A 19,096-nucleotide genomic window follows, 5' to 3' on the forward strand; every position below is an offset into this window, starting at 1 on the left:
AGCGCGACCGAAAGGCGGCCCGGAGGGCCGTGTCCGTTAGGCGACGCAGGAGCCTTACGGGCATCGACAGCAGAGCGAGGGTTCCCTTCCCCCCAAACGCTACGTATGACCTTGACCGGCCACACGACACGTCCCTGGGCCGCTCTTGCCAGCCGTCGGGCGACGATGTATTTTCCGCAGAATGTCCGGCGCGCTGCACGCGCCTGTCACCCAACGCGATGTACGGAGAGCTGAGCATGGGCAAAAAAATCATCATCTACGACACCACCCTGCGGGATGGGACGCAATCCGAGGAAGTGAGTCTTTCCACGGCGGACAAGATCAAGGTTGCCCTGCGGCTGGACGAGTTCGGCATCGATTATATCGAGGCCGGCTGGCCGGGCTCCAATCCTGTGGATGTGGAGTTTTTCCGGGAGATCGCCTCCTATCATCTGAAACATGCCCGTATTGCCGCTTTCGGCAGTACGCATCACCCCGCCAATACGCCGGAAACGGACCCCAACCTCAATGCCCTTGTGGAGGCCGCCGTCCCGGCAGTGACCATTTTCGGCAAATCCTGCGAGCGGCACGCCCGCGAGGCCCTGAACATCACGCCGGAACGTAATCTGGAAGTGATCCGCAACTCCATCGCCTATCTGCGCCGCTTTGTGGGGGAAGTCTATTTTGACGCCGAGCACTTCTTCGATGGCTACAAGCGCAATGCCGAATACGCTACGGCGGTCATCCGCACGGCGCATGAGGCCGGCGCGCAGATCGCCACCCTTTGCGATACCAACGGCGGCACGCTGCCCGATGAGGTGGCGGCCATCGTGACGGCGCTGCAGGCGTCCCTGCCGGATGTGCGGCTTGGCATCCATGCCCACAATGACTGCGAGATGGCCGTAGCCAACAGCGTCGTGGCCGTACAGCACGGCGCGGAGATGGTGCAGGGCACCTTGAACGGCGTGGGCGAACGCTGCGGCAATGCCAACCTCTGCTCCATCATCCCCGTGTTGCAGGTCAAGTGCGGCCTGAGCTGCCTGCCGCCGGACGAAAGTCAGCGCCTGCGCCAGCTCAGCGCGCTTTCCGGCTGGTTTGCCGAGGTGGCCAACATGAAGCCCTTCCGGCGGCAACCCTTTGTGGGCAAGTCCGCCTTTGCCCACAAGGGCGGCGTGCACGCCAGCGCGGTCAATCGCTCCTCCTCGCTCTACGAGCACATGCCGCCGGAGACCGTGGGCAATGCCCAGCGCATCCTTATCACCGAACTGGCAGGGCGCAGCAATATCGTCTCCATGGCGCGCGGCTTCGGTTTCCACCTGGACAAGGACGAACCCGTGGTGCGCGGGCTGTTCAACGAACTCAAGAAAAAGACCTGTCTCGGCTATGACTACGCCTCGGCCGAGGCCAGCGTGGAACTGCTGATCCTGCGCAAACTGGCGCGGCGCGGCGTGCGTGATTTCTTCAAGCTCGTCCGCTATCATGTGACCTCGCTGCGCGGCAGTACCGGCGAGAATATGGACGAGGCCACCGTCATGGTGGAAGTGGAAGGCGTGGTGGAACATACCGCCGCCACCGGCAACGGCCCGGTCAACGCGCTGGATACCGCCCTGCGCAAGGCCCTCAAACCCTTCTATCCCCGTCTGGCCGAAATGCGTCTGCTGGACTTCAAGGTCCGCGTGCTCACCACCGCTGACGACGTGGGCCGCCCCGGCGGCACCGCCTCCGTCGTCCGCGTGCTCATCGAATCCGGCGACGCCTCCCGTACCTGGGTCACCGTCGGCGTCTCCCACGACATCATCGAAGCCAGCTGGCAGGCCCTCGCCGACTCCGTCATCTACAAGCTCTACCGCGACGAAGAAGAACGCCGCCGTCAGGACGACTAGATATCCCTGCGCCATCGCAGCCAGACCGGGAACCCCTTCGCTCGCGCGAAGCGGTTCCCGTTTTTTTTGGGGGGGGGGTTTTTCTTTTTTCGTGGGGGGAAGGGCCCCTTTGTGAACAAAGGGGCCCTTCCCCCCACCCCCCCCATCCCCCCAAAAACTTTGCTTGTCTTGATGTCAGGTGTCGCGGCATGCAAGACGACGCTTGACCTCAAGCCAGCCAAACCCTGAACAAGAAAGGCCGGACATATCATGTTGTCCGGCTTGCTTTTTTGCCATGCTGCCGGGGGACAAAACAGACGTGCGACGCCCTGCCGGGTCGCATCGTCCGTTCAATGCCCCTGTAAAGTTTTTTGGAAAGGAGGGGTTCGGGGAGGAAGAACCTTTTGTTCACAAAAGGTTTTCCTCCCCGAAAATATATTAGAGCATTTTCCGTTTGAAACGCACATGTGAGCGGACACTTTTTTGTTGGGATATTTTTTTCTTTTTTCGTGGGGGGAAGGGCCCCTTTGTGAACAAAGGGGCCCTTCCCCCCACACCCCCCATCCCCCCAAAAACTTTGCTTGTCTTGATGTCAGGTGTCGCGGCATGCAAGACGACGCTTGACCTCAAGCCAGCCAAACCCTGAACAAGAAAGGCCGGACATATCATGTTGTCCGGCTTGCTTTTTTGCCATGCTGCCGGGGGACAAAACAGACGTGCGACGCCCTGCCGGGTCGCATCGTCCGTTCAATGCCCCTGTAAAGTTTTTTGGAAAGGAGGGGTTCGGGGAGGAAGAACCTTTTGTTCACAAAAGGTTTTCCTCCCCGAAAATATATTGCAAGCAAAAAAATTAGGACAGCCGTCCCTCGGTGCAGCGTTCGTGCCCGGCGAGGTCAGTGTGGGTGGTCACGTTGACGAAGCCCTGTTGCCGCAGCAGCGCACGGACAGCTTCGCCCTGCCGCCAGCCGTGTTCCAGCAGCAGATGGCCGCCGGGCACAAGCGCCACGGCCGCGGCGCGGCAGGCGGCGCGCAGATGGGCCAGACCGTCATCGGGGGAAAAGAGCGCGGCGTGCGGCTCGTGGCGCAGAACGTCTTCCATGACCTCGTGGCGTTCGGCCGGGGAGATGTAGGGGGGATTGCTGACCAGCAGATGCAGACTGCGGGGGGCGAGCGGCGCGTGCGCCATATCGGCCAGCAGACAGTGCAGACGCTGATCCGCGCCATGCGTCCGGGCGTTGCGCCGGGCGACGGCCAGCGCCGCGGGGCTGATGTCCAGCAGCAGCCCCTGCCAGCGGGGACGCTCGCAGAGGAGGGTGATGCCGATGCATCCGGAACCCGCGCCCAGATCCGCAAGGCGGAGGGGGGAGCCGCCGGGCTGATGCGTTTCCGCCTCCTGCATATGCTGGAGCGCCAGCTCCACGAGCAGCTCCGTTTCCGGGCGGGGGATGAGGGTGTCCGGCGTGACGGCAAAGTCCCGTCCGAAAAATTCCCGTTGCCCAAGGATATGGGCCAGCGGTTCCCCGGCGCAGCGCCGGGTGACGCCTTCTTCCAGCCGGGCGGCCAGTTCGGCAGCGAGGGGACGTTCCCCGGCCAGGATGAGACCTGTGCGGTCAAGGCCGGTGACGGCCTGCGCCAGTGCGCGGGCGCAGACGTGCGGACTGTCGTCGCCGGCGGCGCGCAGGCGGGCGGCGGCCTGCTGCATGAGCGTATCCAGTGTGGGGAGAGGCGGCGGGAGCATGGGAGGAGACAGAAGAGCGGGGGAGGAGGCCGTCCTCCCCCGCCTATGCGGCATTATTCCGTTTCAGGGGCCTTGCGGCGGGACGTTTTTTTCGCCTTTGGCGCGTCCTTGTCCTTTTTCTTGCCGTCGGCGGCGCGGCGGGCCTTGCCCGTGGCGGCATGACCGCCCTTCAGGGCGCCTTCGGCAAAGGCCAGCTGCAGCACTTCGTCGTAGTGCCGGACAGGATGCACGGCGATGCGCTTGAGCAGGTCTTTCGGCACTTCCTCAAGGTCTTTGACGTTCTGATGCGGGATGATGACGTGCTTGAGGCCGCGCGCCACGCCGGCGAGGATCTTTTCCTTGATGCCGCCCACAGGCAGGACGCGTCCCTGGAGGGTGATCTCGCCGGTCATGCAGAGGTCCGCGCGTACGGCTTTGCCGGTAAAGGCGGAGATCAGCGCCGTGGTCAGGGTCACGCCGGCCGAGGGGCCGTCCTTGGGCGTTGCGCCGGCGGGCACATGGACATGGATGTCATGCTCTGTGGTGAAGTCGGTGGGGACGTCCAGCGTATCCGCCCGGCTGCGGATATAGCTCATGGCGGCCTGGGCGCTTTCCTTCATGACGTCGCCCAGCTGCCCGGTGAGCAGCAGCGCGCCCTTGCCGGACACGGCGGAGGCCTCCACCGTGAGCACTTCGCCGCCCGCGGGCGTCCAGGCAAGGCCGAGGGCCATACCGGGCAGGAGCTCCTTGTCCTTTTCATCTTCGATGAAGCGGGGCACGCCGAGCAGCTTTTCCACATCCCGCGCCGTGAGGCTGAAGGAACCCTGTTCGCCTTCGGCCCGCCGCCGGGCCAGTTTGCGGCAGACGGAACCGAGTTCGCGCTCCAGATTGCGCAGGCCGGCCTCGCGGGTATATTCCTTGATGACCGCTTCCAGCGCGGCATCGTCCAGGGACACGTCGCCGTCCTTGAGGCCGTTCTCCTCGACCTTCTTGGGCAGCAGGTGGCGGCGGGCGATGATCATCTTTTCCTGCAGGGTGTAGCCGGGCAGGGAGATAACTTCCATGCGGTCGCGCAGGGCGGCCGGGATGGTGTCCAGATGATTGGCCGTGCAGAGGAACATGACCCGGGAAAGGTCAAAGGGCACGTTCAGGTAATGGTCGCTGAAGCTGTTGTTCTGTTCCGGGTCGAGCACTTCCAGCAGAGCGGAGGAGGGGTCGCCGCGAAAATCCGAGCCCAGCTTGTCCACTTCATCCAGCACGATCACCGGGTTGTTGGTGCCGGCCTGCTTGATGGCCTGGATGATGCGGCCGGGCATGGAGCCGATGTAGGTGCGCCGGTGGCCGCGGATCTCCGCCTCGTCCCGCATGCCGCCCAGGGAGATGCGCTGGAACTTGCGACCCAGAGCGCGGGCGATGGAGCGCCCCAGCGAGGTCTTGCCCACGCCGGGAGGGCCGGCAAAGCAGAGGATGGGCCCCTTGGACTGCGGATTGAGCTTGCGCACGCTCAGGAATTCCAGGATGCGGTCCTTGACCTTTTCCAGACCGTAATGGTCCTCGTTGAGGATGGCCTCGGCATTGGCAATATCCAGATTGTCGCGGCTGGACTTCTTCCAGGGAAGTTCGGCGAGCCAGTCCAGATAGGTACGCACCACGTTGGCTTCCGAGGCGTCCGAATGCATGGCGGAGAGGCGGCGCAGCTGCTTGTCCGCCTCCTTGCGCACGGCCGGGGGCAGCTTGGCCTTGTCCAGCGCCTTGCGCAGTTCGTCCACGTCGTCCTCGGTCTCGCCTTCGCCGGTATCGCCCAGCTCGTGCCGGATGGCCTTGAGCTGTTCGCGCAGGAAATACTCTTTCTGGGCCTTGTCCATGCCTTCCCGGGCCGAGCTTTGGATCTTGGCCTGCACGGTGGCCACCTCCACCTCCCGGTGCAGCTGGGTATTGACCAGCGTGAGGCGTTCCACGGGGTCCACGGCCTCAAGGATGCGCTGGGCATCCTGGGTCTTCATGCGGATATTGGCGGCAATGAGATCGGCCAGACGGCCCGGCTCGGTCACGCCCTGCAGGACGCTCATGACATCGGGGGAGGCGACGCCGCGCAGCTGCAGCACCTTTTCGCTCTCTTCCCGGGCGGTACGCAGCAGGGCCTCCACGGTGGCGTCCTGGGCCGCCGCGGGATCGGCAACGGGTTCAAGCTGGGCAAAAAGGAAGGGCTCCTGGCGGAGATAGGCCATGATGCGCGCCCGGCTGATGCCCTGCACAAGGATCTTGATGCGGCCGTCGGGCATCTTGAGCATGCGCATGACCTGCACCACGGTGCCCATATCATAGAGATCGGCGGGGGTGGGGTCCTCGGTGGCCTCGTCGCGCTGGGCGCAGACCAGCAGATGCCGTCCTTCCTTGAGGGCGGCTTCCACGGCGGCTACGGACTTGTCGCGGCCAATGAAGAGCGGCAGGATCATGTGGCTGAAAATGACCACATCACGCAGCGGCAGCACGGGGAGCTGATCGGGGATCTGCTGCGGAGCCTCCGGGGCGTCATCCTCCTTTTCCTCGGAGGAGGACAGTCCCGACGCGCGCAGCATGTCTCCGAGCGCCTTTTCCAGATCGAATTTGCTGTCAGACATAGGTATATCTCCTCGACCGCCTAGAGGTACCTGCCCTGCAGGATGCTGTAGCAGTCGTTTTCGGTAACAATGACATGGTCCACCAGGCGCAGTCCCATTTGCGGCGCCAGATGATCCAGCCCCTGCGTGAGGCGCAAGTCCGGCTGGGACGGCCGGGCCTGCCCGCCGGGATGGTTATGCACCACGATGATGCCGCGGGCCTTGCGCAGCAGCGCCAGCTCGAGCACGTCACGCGGCAGGATGGGGACCGTGCTGACGTTGCCCTGCCGCAGTCGTTCCCAGCCGATGAGAAAGTTGCCGCCGTTGAGCAGGGCCAGCCAGCATTCCTCATGCGGGCAGCCGGCCAGCTGCGTGCGCGCCAGCCGGGCGACGGCCTCGGGCGTGGCGACCTCCTCGCGGCGGCGCAGGCGCGAACTCTGGTAACGCGTCATCAGCTCGCGCAGGAGCTGCCAGAGGGAGAGCAGCCCGGGGCCGAAGCCGCTGACCGCCAGCAGTTCATCCGGCCGGGCATCCAGCACGCCGCGGATGCTGCCGAAGCGGCGGAGCAGCTCCTTGGCCAGCGGCTTGGTATCCTTGCGGGTCAGGGCGAAGCCCAGCACCAGTTCCAGAATCTCGTAGTCTTCCACGGTCTGCGCGTCACGGGCCAGCCGCTGACGCAGGCGGGCGCGATGACCGGCGGTACCGGCGGGAAGGGGCGTCCTGTCTGTCATGAGGATACGCTCTCGATCCGCGGCCGCTCCGGCGGGGAAGCGGCTTTGGGGGCAGTCATAGGGTAAGGCGTTTTTGGCGCAAGGCAAGGGGAGAGGAAGGAAAAAGGCGGAATGAGAACAAATGCACGAGCAGGAGCCGCCACGCCTCAGCTCCGTCCCCGGGCAAACAGGCGGCACAACTCGGCGGCCAGGAAATCCAGGCTCTGTTCCGGGCTGCGGCGGCCGCTCTTGATCTGCCATTCCGTATCCATGATCAGCGCAAGGCCCTGACTCAGGCCCTCAAAGCCCAGCCGCCGGGCAAGCTGCTGCTTGGGGCCGGTCTCCGCCGGCGCCATGCGGACCTTCTCGCCGGCCAGCAGTTGCCAGAGCTGGCGAAATTCGCGGGCCAGCAGCGCCAGCAGGGAAAAGACGAGGCTGTCGCCGTCGCGCCGGCCCCGTTCGAGCTCCTTCCAGACGGCGGGCAGATTGGCGGCCTCAAGGTGGCGGATGAGGGCAAAGACGTTGCAGTCCGGGCTCCAGGAAGCGGTGGCCAGCATGGCGACGTCCACCCGCAGCGGGGTGGCGGCCGAAGGGGGCGCATCGGCGGGGGCCAGCAGAAGCAGCTTCTGCAGTTCGTTTTCCACGGCCTGCGCCGCCACGGGCACGGAGGCGCAGAACTGCTCCAGCGCATCGGGCGCAAAGCGCAGGCCCAGTGCCGTGGCCCGTTCCTGCACATGGCGTCTCAGGCCGCGTTCCGTAAGGCCTTCGTTGCGCCAGATCCAGCCCTGCTGTTCGGCATAGGCGAAACAGCGCAATTTGGCCAGATGCGCGGGGATCTTGGGCTGGCCCCGTTCCCAGGCCACTTCAAGGCAGAAGAAGGGCCAGCACTGGTCCGAGGGATGGCCCAGGGCGGCGGAGATCTTTTTCCAGACGGCGGCGGGCCAAAGATGCGCCTGACGGGCCACCAGCACGCGCGGCGTGCCGAAAAGGCCCTGCAGGGTGAGCTGTTCCCAGAAGCGCGGGGGCGGTTCCTCGTCCCCCCAGTAGACATGCCGCTCCCAGCGGCTGTCCGCCTTGGCGGAAGAGAGCAGGCCCTCCATGTGCGCCTGCAGCAGGCGGCTGTCCGGGCAGATGAGAAGGGTGAATCCGGGATGCGACATGGCGGCCTGCGGGCGGCAAAAAGGGAGAAAAAGCGAAGGCGTCCGTAGGACCCGCGCGCCATCCGGGACGTTCGCCGGATGGCGCGCGGGGACAGGCTCAGTTGGCTACGATGTTGACCAGCTTTCCGGGGACGACGATGACCTTGCGGATGGTCAGACCGGCGGTGTGCCGCTGGACGGCGGCATCTTCCCGGGCGGCGGCTTCCAGAGCGGCCTTGTCGGCCTGGGCGGGCACGTCGATGGTGCCGCGCAGTTTGCCGTTGACCTGCAGGGCGATGGTGACGCTGTCCTGCTGCAGGGCGGACTCGTCCCATTCGGGCCAGGCTTCATCCTGCAGGGAGCTCGTGTGGCCGAGGCGTTCCCAGAGTTCTTCGCAGATATGCGGCGTGATGGGCGAGAGCAGGGTCAGCACCGAGGCCATGGCCGAGGAGAAGACACGGCGGTCGCCTTCTTCCTGTCCCATTTTCTCGCGCGCGAGGTACATGGCGTTGACCAGCTCCATAACGGCGGCGATGGCCGTATTGAACTGGAAGCGGCGGGACATGTCCTCCCCGGCTTTCTTGACGGTGAGATGCTCGCGCCGGCGCAGGTCGCGGGCGGTGTCGTTCAGCACGTCCGCCGCCGTGGCGGAGCAGCCGCGTACCGGCAGGAAGCGGCCTTCCTCTTCCACGAAGAGCCGCCAGACGCGCTGCAGGAAGCGCGAAGCGCCTTCGATGCCGCTGTCCGACCAGTCGAAGTCACGTTCCGGCGGGGCGGCGAACAGGCAGAAGAGCCGCACGGTATCCGCGCCGTATTTGTCGATCATCTCCGAGGGCGCAACGATGTTGCCCTTGGATTTGGACATCTTGCTGCCGTCCTTGAGCACCATGCCCTGAGTGAGCAGGCGGCTGAAGGGCTCTTCGAGGTCCGGCGGGAAATAGCCCAGATCGCGCAGGGCCTTGGTGAAGAAGCGGGCATAGAGCAGATGCAGGATGGCGTGCTCCACGCCGCCGATGTACTGATCGACCGGCATCCAGTAGCGCAGGGCGTCCATGTCGAAGGGGCCGTCTTCCTTGCGGGCCGACGTGTAGCGGGCAAAATACCAGGAGGACTCCACGAAGGTGTCCATGGTATCGGTCTCCCGCCGGGCCGGGCCGCCGCACTGCGGGCAGGTGCAGCGGGTGAAGCTGTCCATCTGCGGCAGGGGAGAGCGCCCGTCCTCATTGATCTGGGCATCCAGCGGCAGGGTGATGGGCAGGTTCTCCCGTTTTTCGGGGACGACGCCGCAGGCGTCGCAGTAGACCACCGGGATGGGCGCGCCCCAGAAGCGCTGACGGGAGATGTTCCAGTCCCGCAGGCGGAACTGGGTGGTGGCGCGTCCGTTGCCGTCCGCCTCCAGCTTGCGGGCCACGGCCTGCTTGCCGTCGGTATTGGCCATGCCGTCGAATTCGCCGGAATGGATCATCACGCCTTCGCCGCTGTAGGCCTCGGACATGGTGGCGGGGTCAAGGGGGCCGTCCTTCGGGGAGATGACCACCTTGACGGGCAGATCATACTTGCGGGCGAATTCAAAGTCGCGCTGGTCGTGGGCGGGAACGCCCATGACCGCGCCGGTGCCGTAGTCCGCCAGCACGAAGTTGCCCAGCCAGAGGGGCACGCGCTCGCCGGTGAAGGGGTGGCGCACATAGGCGCCGGTGAAGATGCCTTCCTTTTCCAGCACGTCGGACTGCCGCTCCAGACGGTCCATATTGCGGATGCGGGTGACGAAGGCGCGCACCTCATCGGCCTTTTCGTAGCCGTCGATAAGGTGCTCCACCAGCTCGTGTTCCGGGGCGAGCGTGAGGAAGCTCACGCCGAAGACCGTGTCCGGGCGGGTGGTGAACACTTCGATGCGCTCCTTGCCGGGCAGGGGCTTTTCCAGCGCAAAGGCGATGGCGGCCCCGTGGGACTTGCCTATCCAGTTGCGCTGCATGGCCAGCACGCGTTCCGGCCAGCCGCCCTCCAGCTTGGCAAGATCTTCCAGCAGTTCGTCGCCGTAGGCGGTGATGCGCAGGAACCACTGGGTCAGGTCCTTTTGTTCCACGCGGCTGTCACAGCGCCAGCACAGGCCGTCGATGACCTGTTCATTGGCCAGCACGGTGTGGCAGGATGGGCACCAGTTCTGCGGGGCCTTTTTGCGGTAGACAAGGCCCTTTTCCAGAAAGCGCAGGAAAAACTCCTGCTCCCAGCGGTAGTATTCGGGACGGCAGGTCGCCGTTTCGCGGGACCAGTCATAGGAATAGCCCAGGCGCTGGAGCTGGGCGCGCATGTTGTCGATATTGGCATACGTCCATTTGGCCGGATGCGTCTTGTGCTTGATGGCGGCATTCTCGGCCGGCAGGCCGAAGGCGTCCCAACCCATGGGATGCAGGACGTTGTAGCCGTGCATGCGCTTGACGCGGGCCACCACGTCGCCGATGGAGTAGTTGCGCACATGCCCCATATGGATGTTGCCGGAGGGGTAGGGGAACATCTCCAGGCAATAGTATTTGGGCTTGTCGCTTTCATGGGAGCAGGCAAAGGCTTTGTCCGCCTGCCAGCGGGCCTGCCATTTCAGTTCGATCTCATTGGGGGTATAGCGGTCTTGGCTCATGACAATACAGCGTAGGGCAAAGTGTTGTTGTCGTTATGCGGCACATGCCGGGCCGGGCGGCCGGGGGATCTTTTCCGAATCCGGGCGGCAGACCGCCGCGGACATCCCCGGGAACCTACTGTTTTCCCGCGTCGGCGCCGGGGAGCAGCGTGCCGTTTTCCGCCGCTTTGGCCGCGGCGTCCAGAATGCCGTTCACAAAGGCGGCGGCATTGTCCTCCCCGAACTGACGGGTCAGATCCAGCGCCTCGCTGATGGCCACCCGGGCAGGGACATCCTGCCGGTACAGCAGTTCGTACATGGCCAGGCGGAGGATGGTCCGCTCCACACGGCCCATGCGGTCAACGCGCCAGTTGCGGGAAAAGCGGGCAAGGTACTGGTCAAGCTCCGCGGCGCGCGTCCAGACGCCCTGCACGAGTTCCCAGGCAAAGCCGGACGGCGGGGGCAGGAGTCCTTCATCCTCTACCGGCTCCAGTTCCCTGTTGTCGGGAAAGAAAAGGAAGGCCCGGCGCACATCCCGCATGGTGGCGTCCGTGGAAAAGGAAAGGCCGTACAATACCTGAAATGCCTGCGCGCGTTCGGCGCGACGGCTGGCGTTCTTGCCCTTGCTCATGGTTTACAACTGCTCCAGCACGCGAATGGTTTCCAGCATGGCGGCGGCGGCTTCCACGCCCTTGTTGCCGGCCTTGGAACCGGCGCGTTCGATGGCCTGATCGATGCTGTCGCAGGTCAGCAGACCGAAGCCGATGGGCGTTTCATGGGCAAGCATGCTCTGGGCGATGCCCTTGCTGGCTTCGGCGCAAACATAGTCGAAGTGCGGCGTAGCCCCGCGAATGACCGCCCCGAGGGCCACGATGCCGTCGTACTTGCGGCTGGCCGCGAGCTTCTGGCAGACGAGCGGCAGCTCGAACGCGCCGGGGATGCGGACGATGGTCAGGTTCGCGGCGTCCAGGCCGTGGCGTTCCAGATAGTCCACGGCGCCGCCCACAAGGCGCTCCACAATGAAATCATTGAAGCGGGTGGCCACGATGGCGATATGGAGGCCTTTGGCGTCCATCTGCCCGGCGATGATGGTTGGTGTGCTCATGCTGACTCCTGGAGTAGACGCCTCCTGCACGCCGTTGCGGAGAAGGCCGGTGTTGTCTGATCTGCTGTACATATGTCGCGGCGGATACGGCGGGACGCGGGCCCCGTCTACAAAAAGCCGTTTTGCCGCAGAAATTCGTGACTGATGGCCGGACTGCCGCTGCCGGCGGAAGCCGCCATGTCTTCATTTCGAACCACGCCGCACTGGAAAAGACGGCGAACGTACTTGCCGATGACGTCCGTCTCCATATTGACGGCCGTCCCCGGCCGCCAGTGGCGCATGGTCGTGCGTTTTTGCGTATCGGGGATGACGTTTACCTGCAATGCATCGCGACCGCAATCATTTATCGTCAGGCTTATGCCGTCAAGACAGACGGAACCTTTGCAAATCACTTCGGGGGCGTAGGCGGCGGGATACGTCAGCTCGACCTTTACGGACGATCCGGCGGAGATGATCCGCCGCACATGGGCGATGCAGTCCACATGGCCGCTGACCAGATGGCCGCCCAGCCGGTCGCCCAGCGCCAACGCCCGCTCCAGGTTGACTTCGTCGCCGATGGTCAGGCTGCCCAGCGTGCTGCGCCCCACGGTCTCGGCGGACGCATAGACCACGTATTCCCGCGGCGTGTGCGACTCCACGGACAGGCACACGCCATTGAGCGCAATGGATTCCCCGTCCCGCACATCGGCAAAAGGGTTTGCCGGGCGGACGGTGAAACGCCGTTCGTCGCCCGTCCGCACAACGCCCGTCAGCGTGCCGGTGCACTGGATGATGCCGGTGAACATCCCGTTCCCTACCCCTGAGGCCGCAGGATGAGCTGCACGTCATCGCCGCAATGCCGCAGGTCGCTGATGCGCATCTGCAGGGCTTCATCCAGTTGCAGGGGCGTGCGCCCGTCAAAGAGGGGCACCGCCTGATTGTCGCCCAGGATGCGCGGGGCCAGATGCAGATGGAACTCGTCCACAAGGCCGCACTCCAGCAGCGAGAGCGCCAGTCTGCCGCCGCCTTCGCAAAGGATGTAAGGGCAGGCTATCTCTTCATGCAGCTGCGTGAGCATGCTGCCCAGATCCAGGCTGCCCTTGGCCAGCGGCGGCACGGAAAGCACTCGCGCCCCCAGATCGCGCAGCTCATGCGCCAGCCGCGAAGCCGCTACCGCCGGCGTGGAGATGAAAATGGTCTGCTCCGGGCGCTCGCGCAGCAGGTGACAGTCGCTGCCGGCAGCCGGCAGGCGTGAAGTCACCACGCAGGCCCAGGGCTGACGTAGAGAGGCGTTCTCCAGGTCCGTTCGCGCGGTCAGGCGGGGATTGTCCGCCCGCAGCGTGCCGCCGCCCACCATGATGGCCCCGCCGGCGTGACCGATGCCGGCCCGCAGGGCATGCACGCCCGCCCGGGAAGCCGCACAGCTGACCCATTGGGAATGCCCGGTACGGGTAGCGATGCGCCCGTCCAGCGTGCTGGCCAGCTTGAGCAGCAGATACGGACGTTTTTTCTCCTGCCAGACGAGGAAGTCGGCCACCAGATCCCGGCATTCCTGTTCACAGACGCCTTCGATGACCTCGACACCGGCCGCCCGCAGGCGTTCGACGCCGCCGGCAGCCACCGGATTGGGATCACGCAGGCCGATGACCACGCGCCGGATGCCCGCCTCAAGGATGCGGTCGGTGCAGGGTGGCGTCCTGCCCTGATGGTTGCAGGGTTCAAGGGTGACGACAAGGGTGCACTGGCGCGGGTCCACGCCTTTTTCCGCCGCGTCACGCAGGCAGTCCACTTCGGCATGGGCCTCGCCGCAGGCATGGTGCCAGCCTTCGGCAAGCTGTTGTCCGTCACGCACGAGGACGGCCCCCACCGTCGGGTTGGGGCAGGTCAGCCAGCGGCCACGTTCGGCAAGGGCCACGGCAGCCCGCATGAAGGGTTCGTACATCGTCGGATCAGACATGCGGTACGTCCTTGAGCTGCATGGGAGAAAAATGGAGCTGTTCCACCGTCACGCCCGCTTCCTTGAACATGCGGCTGGCCAGTTCGTCGGGGTAGTACTGATGGAAAAAGACGTGCCGGATGCCGCAGTTGATGAGCATCTTGGCACAAAGCACACAGGGATGGGTGGTGCAGTAGAGCTGGGCCCCGGCAATGCTCACGCCATGCACGGCGGCCTGAACGATGACATTCTGCTCGGCATGCAGGCCCCGGCATATCTCGTGCCGCTGACCGGAAGGGATGCCCAGCTCCTGCCGCAGGCAACCGATCTCCAGACAGTGGGGAACCCCGGCGGGCGCGCCATTGTAGCCCGTGGCCAGGATGCGTTTGTCCTTGACGGCAATGGCGCCCACCTTGCGACGGGTGCAGGTGGAGCGCTCGCTCACCATATAGGTGATGTTCATGAAGTAGTCCGGCCAGGGAAGTCTGTTCTGCATGGGAAAGCTCGCTTCAGGCATGGTACACGGCGAGGCCGCAAAAGCCAAGCATGAAAAAGAAAAGGGCCGCCCCTGGGACGGCCCGTAAAGAGGGAGCAGGCTTACCAGGCAAAAATGGGGAAAGATCTGGCGAACTCTTCCACACGCTTGCTGATGGCGGTCAGAGCGGCTTCATCCGTGGGACGCTCCAGCGCCTCCACGATGAACCGCCCCACCTGGTGCATGTCGTCTTCCTTCATGCCCCGGGTGGTCAGGGCCGCGGTGCCGATGCGGATGCCGGAGGTCACGAAGGGCGAGCGGGTCTCAAAGGGAACGGTGTTCTTGTTGACCGTGATGCCCGCCAGATCGAGCGCATGCTCGGCATCCTTGCCGGTGATGTCCTTGTTGGAGAGGTCCACCAGCATGAGGTGGTTCTCCGTGCCGCCGGAGACAAGGTCAAAGCCGGCGTCCATGAGCGTACGGGCCAGCACGGCGCAGTTGTCGATCACCTGCTGCTGATAGACCTTGAAGCGGGGATGCAGGGCCTCGCCAAAGGCGACGGCCTTGGCCGCGATGACGTGCATGAGCGGACCGCCCTGGATGCCGGGGAAGATCTGGCTGTTCAGGGATTTGGCGCGGCTCTCGTCGGAGAGGATCATGCCGCCGCGCGGACCGCGCAGCGTCTTGTGCGTAGTGGTGGTGGTGATATGGGCGTGCGGGATGGGGCTGGGGTGCAGACCCGCCGCCACCAGACCGGCGATATGGGCCATGTCCACCAGCAGGATGGCGCCCACCTCGTCGGCGATGGCCCGGAAACGGGCGAAGTCGATCTTGCGGGGATAGGCGCTGGCGCCGGCCATGATGGCCGCCGGCTTGTGCTGGCGGGCCAGAGCGGCGACCTCGTCATAGTCGATGCAACCGGTCTCCTTTTGCACGCCGTAGGCCACGAAGGTGAACAGCTTGCCGGAGAAGTTCACGGGGCTGCCGTGGGTCAGGTGGCCGCCGTGCGAGAGGTTCATGCCCAGGATGGTCGCGCCGGGCTCAAGGCAGGAAAAATAGGCCGCCATATTGGCCTGGGAACCGGAGTGCGGCTGGACGTTGACATACTCGCAGCCAAAGAGCTGCTTGGCACGATCCTGGGCGAGGCGTTCGGCGATGTCCACATACTCGCAACCGCCGTAATACCGCTTGCCGGGATAGCCTTCGGCATACTTGTGCGTCAGGACGCTCCCCTGGGCTTCACGCACGGCGGCGGACACGAAGTTTTCGGAAGCAATGAGTTCCAGCTTGCTCATCTGGCGGCTGGATTCAAGGGCGATGGCCTGCGCAAGTTCGGGATCCTGCAACAGAATGTGGTCCATGTAAGGTCTCCTCCGGGCTGGGGCTGCGGGTGTGATCAACTACAAAATATCGCGTGGAGCTGGCCAGACGCTGCCGTCCGGCCCGATCGCGCCGTCTATTCCGTCCACTTCCTGAGAATGATGCTCGCGTTGGTGCCGCCAAAACCGAAGGAGTTGCACATGGCGTATTCGCAGGCGACATGCTCGGAACCGCCGGCCAGATAGTCCAGATCGCATTCGGGATCAGGATCGACCAGGTTGATGGTGCCGGGCAGGGTCTCATGGTAGAGGGCAAGTGCCGTAAAGACCGATTCAATGCCGCCCGAGGCCCCCAGAAGGTGACCGGTCATGGACTTGGTGGCGGAGATCTTGATCTTTTTGGCATGCTCGCCAAAAACTTCCTTGACGGCCTTGTTTTCCGCCCTGTCGCCCAGCATGGTGGACGTGGCGTGGGCATTGATGTGCCCGATGGCGTCCGGGGAAAGATTGGCGTCGCGCAGAGCGTTGCGCATGACGCGGATCATGCCGCTGCCGTCCTCGCAGGGAGCGGTCATATGGTAGGCGTCATCCGAAGCGCCGTAGCCGACGAGTTCGGCATAGATGCGCGCGCCGCGCGCCTTGGCGGACTCCAGGGTCTCCAGCAGCAGAAGACCGGCGCCCTCCCCGATGACGAAGCCGTCGCGCGCCTTGTCGAAGGGGCGGGAGGCCTTGGTCGGATCGTCGTTGTAGTGGGTGGAAAGCGCCTTGAGAGCGGTGAAGCCGGCGACTCCAAGGGGCGTGATGGTCGCTTCCACGCCGCCGGTGATGGCGGCGGTGATGCGGCCGAGCAAAATTTCGCTGTACGCCGTGCCGATGCCGTGGATGGCGGAAGCACAGGCCGTGGTGGTCACGATATTGGGACCCTTGGCGCCGGTGAACATGGCGATCTGTCCGGGCCCCATGTTGGAGATGAGCATGGGGATGAGGAAGGGCGACACCTTGGAGGGGCCGCTCTGCAGCAGTTTGGCGTGATAGGTCTCGATGGTCTGCAGGCCGCCCAGCCCGACCCCCAGGATGACCCCCACGTCATAGGCATTGCTCTCGTTGATGGCAAAGTCGGCATCCTTGAGCAGCATCTGCGCCCCGGCCACGGCAAACTGGGTGAAACGATCCATGCGGCGCGCCTGCTTGGCAGGGATGAACGCCTCGGGATCGAAGCCCTTCACTTCACCCGCTATGCGCGAATCGTAGGCCGAACAGTCAAAATGGGTAATGGGACCCAGGCCGGATTCGCCCGCGATGAGGCGTTTCCAGGTGGTCTCGATATCATTGGCCAGCGGGGTCAGGCCGGACAAACCAGTAATGACGACGCGGGGGCGGCTCATGTATGCTCCTTCTTGCAGGGCTGACGGAGAATGCCCGGGCAACGGGCTGGGACCCGTTGCCCGGCAGAGACAGGCTGCGGCTTAGCCCTTCTTGCTTTCGATATAGTTGATGGCGTCCTGCACCTTCAGGATCTTCTGGGCATCTTCATCGGCGATCTCGATGTCGAATTCTTCTTCCATCGCCATGATCAGTTCCGTCAGGTCCAGGGAGTCGGCGCCGAGGTCTTCCACGAAGGAGGCTTCGGGCTTAACGTCGTCGGCATTGGCGCCGAGCTGATCCACAATGATTTTTTTCACCTTATCAGCGACATCAGACATGGGATTCCTCCAGATTGAGTAGTTTTGCAAATAGGAAAAGGCGGCAAGGAAGCCGCCTGTCGGCTGCTAGCAGTACATGCCGCCGTTGACGCCAAGTACCTGACCGGTGATGTAGGCGGCCTTGTCCGACACGAGGAAGGAGACCGCATCCGCGATCTCTTGCGCCGTCCCCATGCGCTTGAGGGGGATGGCCTCGGCATAGGCGGCGCGCACGTCGTCCGGCAGGGCGGCGGTCATGTCCGTTTCGATGAAGCCGGGGGCCACGGCATTGACCGTGATGTTGCGGGCGGCCAGCTCCTTGGCGCAGGATTTGGTCAGACCGAGCAGGCCGGCCTTGGCGGCGGCGTAGTTGACCTGTCCGGCATTGCCCATCTGGCCGACCACGGAAGAGATGTTGACGATGCGGCCGCGCCGGTTCTTGCTCATGATCTTGGCGGCCTCGCGGGTACAGAGGAAGGCCCCGCGCAGGTTGATGGTCAGCACGCGATCGAAATCCTCGTCCTTCATGCGGACGAGGAAGCCGTCCTTGGTGATGCCGGCATTATTGACCAGAGCGGCCAGCTGGATCTTGTCCTTGACCTGTTCGGCAAAGAAGGCCGCCACAGCCTCGGCGTCGCCCACATTGAGCGCAACGGCCTGCGCCGCGCCGCCCGCCTGACAAATGGCGTCGACGGTTTCCTGCGCTTCTTCGGGGCGGCTCACATAGGTCAACAGGACCTGAAAACCGTCCCGGGCAAGAGTCTGGGCAATGGCGCGGCCAATGCCGCGCGAGCCGCCGGTAACAAGCGCTGTCGGGGCGCTGGGGGAAAGTGCGCTCATGCGGATACCTCAAAAAAATTTTTCAGATATTACACGAAAGAGAGGTCAAAGGCAATGCGGGAGCTTCGCCGGTCGCGCGACACGCGCGTCCGCGCCCTCTGCCGGAAGGCTGACGCCGCACGGCAGGCGGTGAACTAGAAGCGCAGCAGGGTCGCCCCGACGGTCAGACCGCCGCCAAAAGCCGTCATCAGCACGCGCATGCCGGGGGCAAGGCGTCCCTGGGCCCGGGCTTCCACGAGCGCCAGCGGCACGGAAGCGGAGGAGGTGTTGCCGTAGTGCTCCACATTGGTGAAGACCTTGGCGGCATCGATCTCCAGACGGCTGCCCACGGCTTCGATGATGCGCAGGTTCGCCTGATGCGGGACAAAAAGATCCACATCCTGGATGGTCAGCCCGTTGCGTTCGAGGATCTCCTCACAAATGGCCGACATCTGCCGGACGGCGTGCCGGTAGACTTCCCGTCCCTGCATGTGGATGAAAAAGTCGCTGCCGACAGGATCGCCCTGCTTGTACTGGCTGGCGGTGCCGCCGCCGACGACGATGAGCTGGTTGAGGCTGCCGTCACTCTTGCAGATGGCGTCTTCCAGCGTGGCCAGCGGCGGACGCTGGTCGGCCGTGAGCACGCAGGCGCCCGCGCCGTCGCCGAACAGGATGCAGGTCGTGCGGTCCGTCCAGTCGGAGCGACGGGTCAGGGCTTCGGCGCAAACAAAGAGGATCTTGGCCGCGGGGTCCTGCGCGAGGATGCTGCGGCAGAGGGAAAGACCGTAAAGAAAGCCCGAGCAGGCGGCGCTGACGTCAAAGGCCATGACGGCGCCGGCCCCCAGCTTGCCGCTGATGATGCAGGCCACGGAGGGGCAGAGCGAATCCGGCGTGCAGGTGGCGGCGATGATGTGCGTCAGCTCGCCGGCTTTCATGCCGGCCTCGTCCAGCGCCTTGAGTGCGGCCTTGTAGCCCAGATCCGAGGCGTTTTCCGTGGACGCCAGACGCCGGCGCTCCCTGATGCCCGTGCGGGTGGTGATCCATTCATCGCTGGTGTCGACCATTTTGGCGAGGTCGTCGTTGGTCAGCACCTGAGAGGGCACATGACTGCTCAAGGAAAGGAGGTTGCAGCGTGCGTTCATAGGAAAGCTCGAGTGATATGG

16 protein-coding genes are annotated in these 19,096 nt (G+C 64.4%); 1 reads left to right on the top strand and 15 read right to left on the bottom strand.

Annotation, left to right across the window (positions count from 1 at the left end; all coding sequences use genetic code 11):
- Positions 1-236: 236 nt before the first annotated feature.
- A complete protein-coding gene (cimA, locus tag Q0K12_RS00005; RefSeq protein ID WP_297259271.1) occupies positions 237-1,862 on the top strand; it encodes a citramalate synthase in 1,626 nt (541 codons plus the stop codon).
- 829 nt (positions 1,863-2,691) lie between these two features.
- Here cimA and prmC read toward each other — a convergent pair.
- The 15 genes from prmC to Q0K12_RS00080 all read right to left on the bottom strand — a co-directional run bounded on the left by prmC (position 2,692) and on the right by Q0K12_RS00080 (position 19,075).
- Complete coding sequence (prmC, locus tag Q0K12_RS00010) at positions 2,692-3,543, bottom strand: peptide chain release factor N(5)-glutamine methyltransferase (RefSeq protein WP_297259273.1); 852 nt, start codon at positions 3,541-3,543, stop codon at positions 2,692-2,694.
- Between the two features lie 89 nt (positions 3,544-3,632).
- Positions 3,633-6,137, bottom strand: a complete 2,505-nt coding sequence (gene lon, locus Q0K12_RS00015) for an endopeptidase La (protein ID WP_297259528.1) — start codon at positions 6,135-6,137, stop codon at positions 3,633-3,635.
- 62 nt (positions 6,138-6,199) lie between these two features.
- The gene (gene radC / locus Q0K12_RS00020) at positions 6,200-6,889 is read right to left on the bottom strand and encodes a DNA repair protein RadC (RefSeq protein WP_297259275.1); all 690 of its coding nucleotides are present in this window, start codon (positions 6,887-6,889) and stop codon (positions 6,200-6,202) included.
- Positions 6,890-7,035: 146 nt separating this feature from the next.
- On the bottom strand, positions 7,036-8,028 hold the full coding sequence (gene holA, locus Q0K12_RS00025) for a DNA polymerase III subunit delta (protein WP_297259276.1): 993 nt from the start codon (positions 8,026-8,028) through the stop codon (positions 7,036-7,038).
- Between the two features lie 97 nt (positions 8,029-8,125).
- Positions 8,126-10,639 carry a leucine--tRNA ligase gene (leuS, locus tag Q0K12_RS00030; RefSeq protein WP_297259278.1) on the bottom strand — a complete coding sequence of 838 codons (2,514 nt, stop codon included), beginning with the start codon at positions 10,637-10,639 and terminating at the stop codon, positions 8,126-8,128.
- A 115-nt stretch (positions 10,640-10,754) separates the two neighbouring features.
- The gene (gene nusB / locus Q0K12_RS00035; protein WP_297259280.1) at positions 10,755-11,249 is read right to left on the bottom strand and encodes a transcription antitermination factor NusB; all 495 of its coding nucleotides are present in this window, start codon (positions 11,247-11,249) and stop codon (positions 10,755-10,757) included.
- A 3-nt stretch (positions 11,250-11,252) separates the two neighbouring features.
- Positions 11,253-11,723, bottom strand: a complete 471-nt coding sequence (gene ribE, locus Q0K12_RS00040; protein ID WP_297259282.1) for a 6,7-dimethyl-8-ribityllumazine synthase — start codon at positions 11,721-11,723, stop codon at positions 11,253-11,255.
- Positions 11,724-11,830: 107 nt separating this feature from the next.
- Complete coding sequence (locus tag Q0K12_RS00045) at positions 11,831-12,508, bottom strand: riboflavin synthase (RefSeq protein ID WP_297259284.1); 678 nt, start codon at positions 12,506-12,508, stop codon at positions 11,831-11,833.
- A gap of 8 nt (positions 12,509-12,516) precedes the next feature.
- Positions 12,517-13,659 carry a bifunctional diaminohydroxyphosphoribosylaminopyrimidine deaminase/5-amino-6-(5-phosphoribosylamino)uracil reductase RibD gene (gene ribD, locus Q0K12_RS00050; protein ID WP_297259286.1) on the bottom strand — a complete coding sequence of 381 codons (1,143 nt, stop codon included), beginning with the start codon at positions 13,657-13,659 and terminating at the stop codon, positions 12,517-12,519.
- Positions 13,652-14,134: a cytidine/deoxycytidylate deaminase family protein gene (locus Q0K12_RS00055; RefSeq protein ID WP_297259287.1), complete on the bottom strand. Its 483-nt coding sequence runs from the start codon at positions 14,132-14,134 to the stop codon at positions 13,652-13,654. Before Q0K12_RS00055 ends, ribD begins: the two co-directional genes overlap by 8 nt.
- A 101-nt stretch (positions 14,135-14,235) precedes the next feature.
- Complete coding sequence (glyA, locus tag Q0K12_RS00060) at positions 14,236-15,474, bottom strand: serine hydroxymethyltransferase (protein WP_297259289.1); 1,239 nt, start codon at positions 15,472-15,474, stop codon at positions 14,236-14,238.
- Positions 15,475-15,569: 95 nt separating this feature from the next.
- Positions 15,570-16,817 carry a beta-ketoacyl-ACP synthase II gene (gene fabF / locus Q0K12_RS00065; protein ID WP_297259291.1) on the bottom strand — a complete coding sequence of 416 codons (1,248 nt, stop codon included), beginning with the start codon at positions 16,815-16,817 and terminating at the stop codon, positions 15,570-15,572.
- 81 nt (positions 16,818-16,898) lie between these two features.
- Positions 16,899-17,135 carry an acyl carrier protein gene (gene acpP, locus Q0K12_RS00070; RefSeq protein ID WP_296305094.1) on the bottom strand — a complete coding sequence of 79 codons (237 nt, stop codon included), beginning with the start codon at positions 17,133-17,135 and terminating at the stop codon, positions 16,899-16,901.
- 66 nt (positions 17,136-17,201) lie between these two features.
- A complete protein-coding gene (gene fabG, locus Q0K12_RS00075) occupies positions 17,202-17,954 on the bottom strand; it encodes a 3-oxoacyl-[acyl-carrier-protein] reductase (RefSeq protein ID WP_297259293.1) in 753 nt (250 codons plus the stop codon).
- A 134-nt stretch (positions 17,955-18,088) separates the two neighbouring features.
- The gene (locus Q0K12_RS00080; RefSeq protein WP_297259295.1) at positions 18,089-19,075 is read right to left on the bottom strand and encodes a beta-ketoacyl-ACP synthase III; all 987 of its coding nucleotides are present in this window, start codon (positions 19,073-19,075) and stop codon (positions 18,089-18,091) included.
- Between the last annotated feature and the right edge of the window lie 21 nt (positions 19,076-19,096).

Origin of the sequence: uncultured Desulfovibrio sp. (assembly GCF_944324525.1) — a bacterium.
In the GTDB taxonomy this organism is placed as follows: Bacteria; Desulfobacterota; Desulfovibrionia; order Desulfovibrionales; family Desulfovibrionaceae; genus Desulfovibrio.